The organism is Photobacterium panuliri, from assembly GCF_059920555.1.
Map to the genome: position 1 here is coordinate 2,603,157 of NZ_CP197192.1, position 14,319 is coordinate 2,617,475.

Here is a 14,319-nt window from a genome sequence, read left to right on the forward strand (position 1 = left end):
TGCGGTGATCAACTTACCACCGACTCATCGAGGATTCAGAGAATTCGAGACTTCAGTCTGATAGCACCCCTCGGGGTGCTATCTATCGCTAAGGCCATCGCGCTATCCCCCCTTGCCATCTTCCACCAGCGTTCTATGATACCCTCAGCCTTTGCATTCCATGGAGACGCCTGCAATGAACCTGAATGATATTGCACAAACTCGTTATTCCACCAAAGAGTTTGATGCAACCAAAACCATTCCTGCCGAGTTGTTCGAGCAAATAAAAGCCCTACTGCGTTTTAGCCCATCCAGTGTCAACTCCCAGCCTTGGCACTTTATTCTGGCTGATAACGACGAAGCCAAACAACGAATCGCCACAGGAACTCAGGGACTTTTTATCTTCAACACTCCCAAGGTACTCAATGCCTCCCATGTGATCCTGTTCTGCGCCAAAACCGACATCAACGAAGACTACATCCGCCATTTGCTTGAAACCGAAGAGCAAGACGGCCGCTTCCCGGATCCGGCATTCAAAGAGACGGTCAACAAAGGACGGACGATGTTCGTCAACATGCACCGCTTTGATCTCAAAGATGCCCAACATTGGATGGAAAAACAGCTCTATCTCAATATGGGTACGGTACTGCTCGGAGCCGGAGCGTTAGGAATTGATGCCGTGCCGATCGAAGGGATTGATACCAAGGCTCTTAACCAAGAATTTGGTCTACTTGAAAAAGGTTACAGCGCAGTAGCCCTCGTGGCCTTGGGCTATCGCAAAGAGACGGACTTCAACGCCTCCCTGCCCAAGTCCCGCCTGCGTGAAGAAGAGATTTTCACGATTCTCTAACCCTAGCTACACCACAAAGCAGAACAGGGCTACATGATGTAGCCCTGTTCTATCATTGGTATCGTACGCCTATTGGCTTACCAAACCATATGGCAAGTTATCGAATATTTCAGGATCTTGCTGAATAGTCGGCCCCTCTTTGGCCCCCCGCCAGTCAAGCAGCATCACAGCCAAAACATTACGGTGCTCACCATCGAGTAGATCTGTACTTCCTGTCGTTGATGGCACCAACCCAGCTTTGCGATCCATTGCTTGCTGAATATCCTTGCGAGCCATGCCCACAACAGGATCGTGCTCAAGCCCTGCCAATAAAAAGTTAATGCCCACCTCAGCAACCACATCCTCTTTCGCTCGGGTCAATATCATATTGATATTTTTACGGTAATAATCGTAAATCCACTGAAAATCAGATTCCTTCACCGGGTGCTGGTAGTACTCCGCCGCAGCAAAGATAATATGGGTCATCCCATAAATCTTATTCATGAACTGCTGGTCCGTCAGCTCTCCATCCTTACTGTCGGGATATGTTTTACGAAATGCCTCAATAAAATTATCAACAACATCTTGCTCGCCCAATTGACGCAACCAATATACTTGGTTTGCCAACTGCGCGGCCCAGGCGCGAATCATAGCCGGATTGGTTGCATAGACATTAAAGTCATAACGGCGTAACACATCGCGTAATTTACTATCTTCTCGATGCTTTAGGCCGTACTCGTTGGCACGAGCCATCGAACCGAGCAAATCCACCCCAAGGTAAAAGTACTCAGGGGTAGCCTTGGTTGCCTCATAGCGCAAATCACTACGAATATCGTCTTTGTGATCGTAGCGAGACAAGCGGTCGGCTGAATATGCTTGTATCTGCGCAGGTGTATAGACTTCAGTTGCGAAATAATTCAGACGGCTGGCAACCCGCGCCATATCAGACCATATCGCTGCATGATATTTAGGATCGTGAGTTTGACGATACATGCGCAGGCCATAATGGCCCATCTTGAAAGCCGGCAGGGTAAAAAGTCGACTCTCGTATGTATGACGGATAGTTGCCGCGTCTTGCTGGTAACTCGTAACAGCAACAGCCAAAGATGGCTGTGCTGTTTTTGATGCCGCTTGCGATGACGACTGATCAGGCAATGGCTCTCCCAGTAATGGGGCGGACAACAACAAGCTGGCAACCAAAGCGGATGTACCAAAGCCTTTCCAAACCCTTATCATTCCTTACTCCATGTGGTTGGCTATCACATGCTAGATACGTCAGCGTATTTAGCGATTGCGGGGGTATATCATACTCCTGAATATGCCACCACATTAACAAAAGCAACTATACGCTCAGTCAAATTACAGTAAGAAAGCCTACCGCCCCAGACTATCTAGCTCTGCTGCCCTCCACCATCAATCCAACGATACGTCAGGTTGATACGAGGTTGCTTATCTTGCCGGGTCTTAGGAATAGTGTGCTGCCAATATTGCTGCAAATCCCCCGCCATCACCAACAAAGAGCCGGGGGTCAACTCAAATTCACGTTTCTGCCTGGAATGTAAATGCCTGAGCACAAACCGACGCGTTTCCCCCAAGCTAACCGAAGCGATGATCGGCTGATGACCAAGCTCCGTTTCGTTATCTTGGTGCCAGCCCATATAGTCGCTCCCATCACGGTATTTATTGGCCAATACCGTGTTGAACCGGCAGCCCAACAATCGATGTAACTTATCCCTTATCTGTTTTAGGCCCGGAGTCCAAGACGCAGGCTCCATCCTCAGGCCTGAATAGGTGTATGCCTCCTCGCCGCACCAAGCCTGAAGACGGGGTTGCAGCACCTTGCGACCATACATGAAAATAGCCTTTTGCTGCCATTCCAACTCGGCTTCCAATTGATCGTAGAGCCTATCCGCCTCATCGCGACTCAGAAAATTAGGCAACCAACACAACTGCCCTTGGGGAATATTCTCCCAAGCATTGCTTTCCATGGCAGGAACGATATTAACGTTCATCAATAGGCAGCCACTCCTGGTGTTCAGGCCCGATATAATCGGCACTCGGACGAATAATCCGATTATGTTCTCGCTGTTCGAAGACATGGGCCGCCCATCCGGTCAGGCGGCTCATCACAAAGATCGGAGTAAACAACTTGGTCGGAATTCCCATGAAATGATAGGCAGAAGCATGGAAAAAATCAGCATTACAAAACAGGTTCTTCTCCCGCTTCATCACCGCCTCAACCCGTTCTGATATCGCGTAGAGCATGGGGTCATCAGCCTGCTCGGCCAGTTTTTCCGACCAGCTTTTAATGAGCGCATTACGTGGATCCGACTCTCGGTACACTGCATGGCCAAACCCCATGATCTTTTCTTTGTCAGCCAGCATCTTCAATATGCCCGCTTCCGCTTCATCGGGGGTTTGCCATTGTTCAATCATCTCCATTGCCGCCTCATTGGCACCACCATGCAGCGGCCCCCGCAGCGTACCGATCGCCGCACACACACATGAATAGATATCGGAGAGCGTAGAGGCACAAACTCTAGCGGCGAATGTCGAGGCATTGAACTCATGCTCGGCATAGAGGATCAAGGAGCAGTGCATCACTTGCTTGTGAAGTTCACTGGGCGGACTGCCCGTGAGCATATGCAGGAAATAACCGCCTATTGTGTCTTCCTCACAATAAGTTTCAATACGAACGCCATGATGGCTGTATCGGTACCAATAGCAAATAATGGCTGGAAACAAAGCCAGCAGGCGATCGGCTTTGTCATATTCCTCGGAGAACCCCTGCTCCTGCTCCAAATTGCCCAACATAGAACAGGCCGTACGCATCACATCCATAGGATGAGCATCCGCAGGGATCTGCTCCAGCATCATCTTCAAAGCCAAAGGCAGCCCACGAAACGAAACCAATTTATCTTTGTAGGCTAACAGTTCGGCCTGCGTCGGCAACTTGCCCTTGAGCAACAGGTAAGCGACTTCTTCAAACTCAGCATGATAGGCAAGATCCGAAATGTCGTAGCCTCTGTAGGTCAGCCCCGTTCCGGATTTGCCCACCGTACACAGCGCCGTTGTACCTGCCGACTGCCCTCGCAGACCCTCCCCACCCAGTGGTTTGGGATTTGAATGATGATCATGTTGGGGGGGATTGAGTTCTGGGGCTGTTATTTTCATCTCAGGCATCTTGCCTTCTCCATATTGCGTCCTGTTCTACAAGCGTAGGACACAAAAGGCCAGATACCCAAGCACCTCAATTCACGGCGATATCAACCCATACTAGGCGGTGATCCGATCCCGCCTGCGCACGCTCACGGCCACGCTCATCGGTAATCAACATGCGCAGTGGATCCTTCCTGTCTGGCCAAAATACACCGCTTCCCACGACATTCAAGCTTGCCGATGGCAACACATAATCTAACCGCAAACCGGCAATATGAGTCCATTCCGATGCTCTGCCTGTCCTCGTCTGCCACGGGCGTACAAATCGCCCCCCTAGACTTTTGGGGGTCTTACGGCCACTGGCAACCGCACGGTTGATCCTAGAATCCAGCAATAACTGGGAAATGGCCGATTTCATGCCGTCACCGTCAACCCGGTCAGCATTGAGATCCCCCATCACCACAAAATCAGATCCCGACTTGAGCCCGCCTCGGCATCCCGTATCGTCATACAACCAATCGGCGTCATCAATAATGCCGCGCACCATTCTCAGCTCATCGTGGTTACGACGGGCATTGCGTTTTTCTTCACCATCAAACACCGGAGGGGTCGGATGACAACCAATCACATGCAAGGTTTTTCCTTGCAACCGGATCGGTACAAGCACATGATTTTTCGATGACAACCTGAGAACTTGACGAGCTTGAGGCGAAAAATACCCTTCGGGCAACAAATTGTCTGGCATGTCCTGCCATAAAAACTGCTGCCAAGAACGAATACCAGCCGTATCAATCGGATATCGAGAGAGCAACACAAAACCAAACTGCCCATGATGAGAACCAAAGCCCTGGGCATCGCCCGGCAGGCTGACCACACCATCACCATCGAGATCATGCTCTACCGCCAAACCGGTATTGGATGGCGGACAATAACGGTATGGATAATCAATCGGCGGCTGACCATACTGTGAGTTAGCTAAATAGTATTCACAAAAACGGGCAAGAGCACCATCATCACCACCCTCGCCGGGGTGGTCAAACTCACACAACATCAAAATATCAGGAGCGGCCTGCTGGATAATGGCTGCCAGCTTAGAAAAACGGGTATTTTCATCTTTCATTAACTGATGAAAAATAGCGCCAGACTCAGGCTCAGACATAGAAATATTGAACATTGCCAAACGCGCAGTATTAACAGATGGTAATGAAGGTGAAGGTGAAGTCAAATGAGGTTCCGGACGGCATTCAGAAAAAGGCAAGGTCTTGACCGGTAGAGAAAACAGGCTGCAAGTATACCACATCGCGGGGACTCGCAGCCTTAATATATACAGCAGGCTATTCCATCAACTGATTGAGTGCCTTGCGAATTTGACGGGCATCTGACTCTGCGCGGTGCTTAACAGGGCCTAGTGCGTCCATTGTCTGGTGAAAGTGCGCCCGCTCCATTCCGTTTTCCTGTACCAGCCAAGAGCCGATCTCGGTCAACATAAACGATGGCCGCATATGGGCGGCGTGGTACAACCGACCAAGCCAAAACAAATCCCACTGGCTATCGCAAAATACCCGTTCAAATTTACCCAATACCGCATTGAGATGCTGGCAGACCTCAACGACTGGGATACCGTGAGTACACAGTTCCTGTCGGGTGATCTGATGGATTTCATTCTCTGCAAATTCATCCCAATACTGCCAGACATCACTGGCGGTTAGAGGATTAATCAACAGGCTGTTTCCGGTTCCATCGGGTAATGAATACCCAACTTCAATAGGATAAGACTGATCAGATAAACCTGATGCTTCAAAATCTAACGTTGCCCACATTGTACTCTCCCTGCTGTGGTTATAGGGTGCCCTCTTTCGGAACAACGACTTCCTGTCAAACTTCACCGAAAGTGGAATGCGATATATTCATATGTACATACTGGTAGTAACAGATACCGTTGGTACACACAATAAATGTAGTCGGAAACATGACCTTGGTGGGGAAAATATCCTCTCCCCTCAGTTTTAATACAAATAGACCTCGGCAAGATCCCCCTATCCTTAGGGACTCATTTCTTTGACAATCAAAGCGCAGGTATAATACGACACCTCAATCCCCCAATAGGATCAGCCTCCAATGAGACATCTTCATATGCCCGCAATGCTAGGGTTTGCAGGTTACAGCGGTTCCGGCAAAACCACCTTGCTAGAACAGATTATTCCACGCCTCAAAGCTCACGGATTACGACTCGGCATCATTAAGCACAGCCACCATTCCATCGATCCCGACAAACCGGGCAAGGATAGCTATCGTTTAAGGCATGCAGGCTGCGCCCAAACCTTGCTGGCAACTAAAGAACGCCACATGCTTTATTTCGAATACGATCACGTCGAACGTCAGGAACCCACACTGGATGAGTGCCTAGAGCAACTGAAGCTCAACGAATTAGATCTTGTATTAGTAGAAGGGTTTCGTGACCAGCCTTTTTCAAAAATTGAAGTTTTCCGCCCTAGTTATGGCAAACCACTGCTTTTCCCCAATGATCCCCATATCATTGCCGTTGCCACTGACGGTGAGCTAAATCAAGAGCATTCACTCCCGCAGCTGGATCTTAACCAACCGGAGGCTATTACCCGTTACATTTTAAACTGGATGGATAACCAATAATCACAGGAATGAAAAAGGCCAGCTACTGAAGGATTGATATCTTAGATACAAGATAAAATAATGCGAGCTAGTCGTGGTATCAGCTTAGAAAAAGGTGATATTTCGCACTGAATATTATCTCTGGGTCTCATAGCATGACGGTGCAAGCAACTGGATGCATTTTCTAGGAATACAACGGATGAAGACCCAAGGCCCTATTCACCATTTCAGCACCTACTTGGTATTCGCCTACTCCGGTACGCTGATGTTCAAAGGGTTAGTTTTCCCTGAACAGCATAGCCGCTTGCTCAATGATACCAACCTCGCGCCTTGCTATATCATTGAACCTCTGGCCTTTTTACTACCAATGATGCTGGGCGTAACTCTTTTACTCAACGGCTTGGCATTGACCAGCTTACGTCCTGTGATTGCCAGCCTAGCCTGCCACCTACTGCTGCCAGGTATCGCACTCACCCAAGGCTTGCACCTCGACCGTGCAAACCTCTTGCCCGGCTCTCTATCATCCAACCTCTACAGCACCATAGAACCACAATTTTTCATCATGTTAACCGTGTTTATTATTGCCAACATGCTGCACATCAATAATAAAAGCCGCGCAACTACATGCGATCATAATTCAGCAACGGTTCCCCCCATAAAACGGCGTAACCCCCAATAACCACCTCTTTGAACTTAACGGTGCTCAACCTCTGATATTTCCATTTGGAGGTAATATTTATCGCTAGGTGGAACCGTAAAGGCGATGTCTTTACCTTCTTTCTCTACACCTGAACGCAGATAGGTTTCAGGCATACGCTTAATTGACGTCCATACCGTTTGATTGTCATTAAGCAGCAAGTGACCGTTATGATCATAGAGTGATAGCTTTAACGAAACCAAAATAACCGCTTCACTGCCATTGTTGCTCATTCTGGTTGGCAACCTAAGCTGACCAGCAACAAACTGCGGAGCCAATACTGTTAGCGTTACCCCTCCGTATTCATACATACCCACATCTTGCTGTTGTCCCATTTCAATCACATCACTAGCAGGTACAAGCAATGTTGGCTTGGCTTGCTGAGTTGAAACAATATTCGAGGACACATCAGCAGGTGCCGGTAAGGGAGCAGCAGGAAGGATAGATTGAGAATGGGTAGAAGGAGTAACAGGTTGGCGATGTTTGAGATCTGCAGGCCCATCGACTGGCTCCCAAGTCATGTCATCATTCAAAATGGCTTTGCGCCCATCAGGCAGGATGACTTCAACAGGTTTGGCCTGAACAAATTGAATAAAGCCAAACACCATCCCCACAATGATCACATGGATCACCGTCTCTTTGTTTACTTGCATAACCAACCCCTAGCGTGATGGCCAAGTACACCCCAAATGCTTGTGTCAGCACAGCTCTATATCAAATACGTTTAAAATACGTATCATTTCATCAGGTAATTCCCATCTCCTAAACATACTGATGTCACTGTGCATCCTGCATATGAAAACTTGGCCTTATATTATTGCCTCGTCCGGCATAGTAATTTACGATCCTGCCATGTGATCGTGATCTCCCCTTGATGCTCAATAAACCTGACATTTTGGCCCAAATATTTACTGCCACTTGCCGTCGGTTTAGCCAACGTAATTTGTTGTTGGTTTCCCCATGTCAATACCATACTCGCCGGATCTGTTTGGTTATAAAATACCGCGGTAACGGGCTCTTTATTGTCTTGGCAATCAAGAGAAACCGGCTGTGGTACTTCAAGCTGCCCACTGATAATCTGTAATTCAGCAATCCGGCTTTTATAGGCAAACTCCGTACACTTCCTCACATCATTGGCTTTCCAACAATCATTTCGCCCCTTTATCCACCCTCGCTGGATAGCCTTTTGTAGCTTAGCATCATCAAATGGCAACGCTGGCAAGGCTGTTTCAAACACCCGTTGCATCTCATGATCCAGTGCCGCCAAACCACTATCATTACAAATTAATTTTTCAACTTCTCCTTGGGCTTTTTTGCAATCAAAAGCGGGTTTTCCAGCACTGGCAACCGTTGATAAGCCAATCAATCCGATAGCGACTATCCATGTATAATTGGGCATTGCCTGTCTCCTTTACATTAGTCCACCCCACCCCTTACTTCTTTTTCAAATGTAAGAGGCAACATCGCAATTATAGTCAAGTAATTGGTTTCGATGTGTTTTTACTAAATAGCAGGCAAAAATGAAAAAGGCCTCATAACGAGGCCATAGACATGATAATAAGGAAGACGCGGGGATCAGATATTTTTGAGGCTGTGCTGAATCAGCTTCGCGGCGAGTCTTGCAGTCTGGCCTTGATAATCATATTCGGTATAAAGACCAGCAACATCCATAATTCTCACTTTTCCGCTAGCCATTAACTGTTTGAGAACCATCTCAATCACCGGCAGGCTAACACCATAGACTCGAGACATATTGACCCCTTCGGCTACCGCTGATGAAAACACGGCCAAGTCCAAACTTAAATGAATATGATCAACCTGCTCAACAAAGGCATCAACCGTAGCTTGAATTTTCCGCCGATATTTCATCTTCATTTCGCTATCTAGCAACCACTTTGCCCCTAATTCGCTGGCATAGGCAAAACTGGATTGAGAATTAGTATGGTCACAAATTCCCAACCCCAAATAGCGAAATTCACGCTGCTGTGACTGACAAAAGCTAGCAACAGAATGAAATGCCGATCCCGATCTTACGGCAAGAGAACGGCGTAACTGGAAATTAGCGTCAATATTGACAATACCCACACGTGACGCGCAAGGGTTAGGAAGTGGCGCAATCACTTCAGGCTGAGCGGCATCATTTACCCGGTTTACCGTATCAGACAACGCCCGGTAACTCGCAATTGCCACTTCGTGGCCTCCACCTAATACCACGGGGAAATGACCTGCTTGCAAAATTTCACGTACTTTCTGGTACTGCATCGACTGCAACACATCAAACGATGACCATTCCATCGATTGCTCATCGATAACACCAGCATCATAGAGCGGTACATTAAGCGTCAACGGATACTTGGCTAACATCCGACGAATACTGTCTGGCCCTTCCTTCGCGCCAATTTGTACATCATAGGCATTGAGACTCAAATCTGTCGCTACGCCAACCAATACCGCCCCTGATTTACGCTGTTCGGCGTAAGGCTCAATCATTGCTGGAAGCGGATTGATTTCATTCTGTGTGGTTAGGCGGGTAAATGAAAACCAACGTTTGAAATCCAGCATGCTTGCTCCTTATCTATCAAAATCAGGCAGCGGGTGGTAACCCTCGAGCCGCCTGCAGAACACTAAAAATAATGGCGTGTTTACGCTTTTGAACCCGGTCTTCCGGCGCCATAATACTCACGGCTCCGACAATTTTATTGCCGGAAAAAACAGGTGCTGCAACCCCAGACACACCTGGGTCATACTCAGAAGTACTGATGGCATAGCCCTCTTCTTTTATCTGGGCAAGCTCTTTCAACCACTGCTCAACAGCATCGGGCTCGGTGATCCCAAAATGATAGAGAGTACCGAGAATCCGAGACTCGGGCAGATGCGCCAAAATAACCTTGGCTGACGCCCCTCGCACCAACGGCTGGCTTTGGCCTTCTTCATAGGCACAACGCAAGGCATGGGGACTATCAATCCTAGCCATACACAGCGCCCTAAAACCTACTGGCACCAAATAAGCCGCCATTTCTCCCGTCTGCTGCTGTAAACGCTGCAAGACTTGATGGACACCACTTGATAATGGCGAGAAACGCTGAAAATTACGAAGCAACTGCAATGCGGCAGGTCCGATGGAATAGCAGCTTTGACGAGGGCTTTCTTCAATTAAGTTCCAGTTTTTCAAAATGACCAAGTAACGATAAACACTGCTTGACGGCATTCCTGTTTGCTCGCTGAGCACATGCGCTGTCAGTGGCTCGTCTGCCGATGCGATGTGCATCAATAACTGAATCAGCTTTTCATTCGCATTGGGTTTAAATTTCGTTGTCATGCTTTCATCCTCTGCTGCCCCTATTTACCCACTAAGCGTCAATACACACAAGGGCAATTTCCATAATGTGATAACAACCGCAAATTAAAACACATTAATTATCACATTACGAGAATCGAAAGGAGAATACTGAGAATCAAGGACTTTCTTTCGGTAACATTTTTCACCAAAATAACGAACTTAAACATACACAAAATAAGACAACACCTGCATTAAACCTCTACTTTTTAGGATAAATTCCCATTGAATCAGAGAGTTATTCTGTATTGATTTTCAGACTAATCATAAATGATGCAGGTAGATAAATATTTCTTGTAAAAACAAAGATTACCAACCCAAATGCGTATAAAGAAGTCGTCAATAAAATGGCGTGGGATTATTATTGCTGTCATAAAAACACCAGTATTGATATATATCCTAAAGAATAAATATTGCTTTTAAATAATGTTTTTAATTGAAGACTGTTCTTTTAGATAAAGATCTTCACCTGCCTAACCAATGAGTCAAAATCCACCCAAAAATAGACAAACAACACGTACCGTTTAGAAAAAATGCTTAAATGGCACTCGTTTTTCCGTAAAAATGTGCCATAAACGGATAATTTTGCATGGAACCAGCCACATCTCGCTTAAATAATAATATTGTTAATTTATAAATTTAATAGTACATTACTACCCTACCGTTTTTCTTTAGTGATTGAATACCTCGCCATGTTTAAAAATCTTTCTGTCGGAAAGAAAATCGCTTTTATATTTTCTATTATTGCCGCTCTACTGATCGCATTTGCTATATTCCTACGTTCAGAAGTGCAAGTAGTTAGAAGCACCATCTATAACCTGACCGACTCAACAATTCCAAGTGTGTTGCAAGTTGAAGACATGCGTTACGAAATGTCGTACGCGCGACGCACCCTGTATGCGCTGATTACCTACGCTGATATTGAGCAAATCCGCTCTCGAATCGACAAAGTAGATCGTCAACACCAAAACATAAAATCAATGCTAGATGCCTACGGCGCAACCGTCGCATCACCAAGTGAACAGCAGGTATTTGACCGCGTTAATAACGGTTGGAATAAATATATCCAAGACCTTAAAGCTTTTGAGCAGGCAGCATATCAAGGCGATATGAAAACAGCTCAGCCAATTCTGGTTCGTACACTTGGCGTGTACAGCCAAATTGAAACGGCGCTGGATGACCTACGCAAGATGAATACGGGTTTTGTTACCAAGAACCGTACTGACATTCTGAGCAGCGTATCCATCATGATGGACATGGCGATTGGAGCTATCGTTGCAATCATTGCCTTTATGATTGCGATGACTATCTTCCTGACCAATCAGATCTGCCGTCCGCTTAATCTGGTAATGGAACAATCTGTTCAAATTGCTGCCGGTAACCTGACTCACTACTTAGACCGTGATCAAATCGGCAATGACGAACTAGGTAAACTGGCTGACAGCAGCATCACCATGCAATCTGACCTGCGTGCTTTGATCGAACAGATTATTGCTGCGGTAACTCAGTTGAGCTCCGCTGTTGAAGAAGTCAGTGCCGTTGCAAACCAGACATCGGGTGGTATGGAAATCCAACAGTCGGAAATCACTACCGTTGCAACCGCTATGGACCAAATGCGAGCAACTGTTGCCGAAGTCGCCAACAATACCGAGACAGCGTCAACTGCGGCGCAAGAGGCCAACCAAGAAGCACAGCAAGGCGCACAGGAAGTCAACCAAACGATTGACCAGATCCAGCGAGCTTCCAACGAAATCGAAAATGCCGGCGTATTGGTTGCCCAACTTGAAAAAGAATCCGCTAACATCAGCATGGTTGTAGATGTGATCCGCGATATCGCAGAGCAAACAAACCTGTTGGCGCTAAACGCGGCGATCGAAGCAGCCCGTGCCGGCGAGCAAGGCCGCGGATTTGCCGTTGTTGCTGATGAAGTTCGCACATTGGCAGGTCGTACCCAGCACTCAACAGGCGAAATCATCACTATCATCGACAAGCTACAGCAAAGTGCCAACGAAGCACGCGAGGCGACCACGGTCAGCTGCAGCTTGATTAACTCCTGTGTTCAGCAGAGCCAAGAGACGGGTGAAAAAATCCGTTCGATCGAATCGACGGTTAGCCAAATTGCCGATATGAGTGTGCAAATTGCCAGCGCATGCAGCGAGCAGGATTCGGTTACCGAAGAACTGCAATGCAGCGTAACGCGTATCAACGAATCATCAACTGAAGTTGCACAGGGCTCGAACCATACCACTCAGGCTTGTAATGAGCTAAGTCAATTGGCGGCGAACCTACAGCAAACCATGATGCAGTTCCGCCTGACCTAAAACGGCGTGCAATCAACATCATTCGAATGAAAAGCCAGCATACCCATGCTGGCTTTTTTATGCTTCATCAATACCCTGCCCTTCTTCATCTCTATTGATCCTTGCCGCAAAATCACCCGAAATAAAACGCCCATCACCTTATCTAGATATAGATCACTGTTCCAATCCCTCCTTGTTCGATACAAAAGACCGGAAATAAACTCATCATTAACAAATACGCAGGATGTTTTAATGAAACACGGAATTTTCCACCTCGGGCTAGCCGTTACGCTTACGCTCACAGGATGCAACATAAACATAGGTGGCAGTGACGACGATGAAAACCAAGGAACCAGCGGTAAGGCAACACAATATTTAGTCGAAATAGCCAGCGCCACCGAAGGAATTGGCGCACGTGAAGCAAGCACAGAACAAGAAGTGAGAGCCGGAAACTGGATCTACGACAAACTAACCGGATTTGGCTACGACGTCACTGTTCAGCCATTTTCATACCAACAGAATGGCATGATGCTGTCATCAAAAAACTACATCATCGAGAAAAAAGGCAAGATAGATAAAACTATCATCCTCGCGGCACATTATGACTCTACCGGTTCCGAACATGATTCACTGGGCGCAACAGATAATGGGGCCGGGCTTGCTGCGGCAATTTCTCTTGCCGAGCAATTAAAAGGGAAATCCCTACCGTACAATGTTCGTATCCTATTGCCGGGGGCCGAAGAAAACGGACTAAACGGCTCACTCCATTACGTGAAACAAGCACTGAAAACAGGCGAACTTGAAAATGTCATCGGAATGATCAATTACGATACCATCGGTGGGGGGGACATTGTTTACGTTCATGCTGCCCACTCTGATTATGATGAATATGATGGTATCTGTAAAAAACTCTCACTAGATAAAACCGATTACAGTGCGGCAACAACAATGCGAGATGCCATGCTAGAAGCCTCTATCGCAGTCAAAGGTGAATCGGGCAAGTTTGTAGTTCATCCCGCTTTTCCTGGCTACCCTGAGGGAGAAACGGGTTCTTGGTCCGACCATGCTGGCTTCGCTTGTGCCGGGATCCCGATTGCCTATGTCGAAGCCACCAACTTCAATATCAACGGCAAAGGGGGATATGACGGCTATTCTCAAACCACCCATCCTGACACATGGGATTGCTATGAAACCTGGACAGCTTCAGCCTGTGATAGAAAGACCGAAACACAATGGGGACGCATTTGGCATACTGGCTATGACCGCCTCGAAAAACTCGAAGAGCTCTTCCCTGGTCGAGTAAACGAGCAGCTGAATAACAATGTGGCTATCGCCCTTGAGTTACTCACCAACGAGAAATACATCAAGACCGCCCCATAATCTAAACTTC

General features: G+C 47.2%; 14 protein-coding genes. 5 read left to right on the forward strand and 9 right to left on the reverse strand.

Translation table 11 applies throughout. The features are described from left to right. Positions 1 to 175: 175 nt before the first annotated feature. Positions 176 to 829: an oxygen-insensitive NAD(P)H nitroreductase gene (gene nfsB / locus ACSF8X_RS11915; RefSeq protein WP_500850062.1), complete on the forward strand. Its 654-nt coding sequence runs from the start codon at positions 176 to 178 to the stop codon at positions 827 to 829. A gap of 69 nt (positions 830 to 898) precedes the next feature. Here nfsB and ACSF8X_RS11920 read toward each other — a convergent pair whose 3' ends face one another. The 5 genes from ACSF8X_RS11920 to ACSF8X_RS11940 all read right to left on the reverse strand — a co-directional run bounded on the left by ACSF8X_RS11920 (position 899) and on the right by ACSF8X_RS11940 (position 5,787). Beyond that, on the reverse strand, positions 899 to 2,044 hold the full coding sequence (locus tag ACSF8X_RS11920; protein ID WP_500850063.1) for a DUF3541 domain-containing protein: 1,146 nt from the start codon (positions 2,042 to 2,044) through the stop codon (positions 899 to 901). A gap of 155 nt (positions 2,045 to 2,199) precedes the next feature. Then, positions 2,200 to 2,820, reverse strand: coding sequence for an alpha-ketoglutarate-dependent dioxygenase AlkB family protein (locus ACSF8X_RS11925; RefSeq protein WP_500851186.1), 621 nt, complete (start codon positions 2,818 to 2,820; stop codon positions 2,200 to 2,202). Continuing rightward, entirely contained in the window at positions 2,810 to 3,982 is a 1,173-nt protein-coding gene (gene prpC / locus ACSF8X_RS11930) for a bifunctional 2-methylcitrate synthase/citrate synthase (RefSeq protein WP_500850064.1), read from the reverse strand. The genes ACSF8X_RS11925 and prpC overlap by 11 nt, the downstream gene beginning before the upstream one ends. Positions 3,983 to 4,058: 76 nt before the next feature. Then, the gene (locus ACSF8X_RS11935) at positions 4,059 to 5,192 is read right to left on the reverse strand and encodes an endonuclease/exonuclease/phosphatase family protein (RefSeq protein WP_500850065.1); all 1,134 of its coding nucleotides are present in this window, start codon (positions 5,190 to 5,192) and stop codon (positions 4,059 to 4,061) included. Between the two features lie 109 nt (positions 5,193 to 5,301). Continuing rightward, positions 5,302 to 5,787: a hypothetical protein gene (locus tag ACSF8X_RS11940; protein WP_047877071.1), complete on the reverse strand. Its 486-nt coding sequence runs from the start codon at positions 5,785 to 5,787 to the stop codon at positions 5,302 to 5,304. Between the two features lie 298 nt (positions 5,788 to 6,085). Between ACSF8X_RS11940 and mobB the strand changes: the two genes are divergently transcribed. Continuing rightward, positions 6,086 to 6,616: a molybdopterin-guanine dinucleotide biosynthesis protein B gene (gene mobB / locus ACSF8X_RS11945; RefSeq protein ID WP_500850066.1), complete on the forward strand. Its 531-nt coding sequence runs from the start codon at positions 6,086 to 6,088 to the stop codon at positions 6,614 to 6,616. A 178-nt stretch (positions 6,617 to 6,794) separates the two neighbouring features. Next, complete coding sequence (locus ACSF8X_RS11950; protein ID WP_500850067.1) at positions 6,795 to 7,274, forward strand: MauE/DoxX family redox-associated membrane protein; 480 nt, start codon at positions 6,795 to 6,797, stop codon at positions 7,272 to 7,274. 14 nt (positions 7,275 to 7,288) lie between these two features. Here the strand turns inward: ACSF8X_RS11950 and ACSF8X_RS11955 are convergent, their stop codons facing one another. The 4 genes from ACSF8X_RS11955 to ACSF8X_RS11970 all read right to left on the reverse strand — a co-directional run bounded on the left by ACSF8X_RS11955 (position 7,289) and on the right by ACSF8X_RS11970 (position 10,611). Further along, complete coding sequence (locus tag ACSF8X_RS11955) at positions 7,289 to 7,945, reverse strand: DUF3157 family protein (protein WP_500850068.1); 657 nt, start codon at positions 7,943 to 7,945, stop codon at positions 7,289 to 7,291. 161 nt (positions 7,946 to 8,106) lie between these two features. Further along, a complete protein-coding gene (locus ACSF8X_RS11960) occupies positions 8,107 to 8,658 on the reverse strand; it encodes an MliC family protein (protein WP_500850069.1) in 552 nt (183 codons plus the stop codon). A gap of 209 nt (positions 8,659 to 8,867) precedes the next feature. Continuing rightward, on the reverse strand, positions 8,868 to 9,854 hold the full coding sequence (locus ACSF8X_RS11965) for an arginase family protein (protein WP_053062353.1): 987 nt from the start codon (positions 9,852 to 9,854) through the stop codon (positions 8,868 to 8,870). A gap of 22 nt (positions 9,855 to 9,876) precedes the next feature. After that, the gene (locus tag ACSF8X_RS11970) at positions 9,877 to 10,611 is read right to left on the reverse strand and encodes an IclR family transcriptional regulator (RefSeq protein ID WP_047877076.1); all 735 of its coding nucleotides are present in this window, start codon (positions 10,609 to 10,611) and stop codon (positions 9,877 to 9,879) included. Positions 10,612 to 11,321: 710 nt separating this feature from the next. On the opposite strand from ACSF8X_RS11970, the gene ACSF8X_RS11975 reads away from it, so the two are divergent. Both ACSF8X_RS11975 and ACSF8X_RS11980 read left to right on the forward strand, forming a co-directional pair. Further along, positions 11,322 to 12,950: a methyl-accepting chemotaxis protein gene (locus tag ACSF8X_RS11975; protein ID WP_500850070.1), complete on the forward strand. Its 1,629-nt coding sequence runs from the start codon at positions 11,322 to 11,324 to the stop codon at positions 12,948 to 12,950. Positions 12,951 to 13,181: 231 nt separating this feature from the next. Then, positions 13,182 to 14,309 (forward strand): M28 family metallopeptidase, encoded by a 1,128-nt coding sequence (locus ACSF8X_RS11980; RefSeq protein ID WP_047877078.1) that lies wholly within the window; start codon positions 13,182 to 13,184, stop codon positions 14,307 to 14,309. The last annotated feature ends 10 nt before the right edge of the window (positions 14,310 to 14,319 follow it).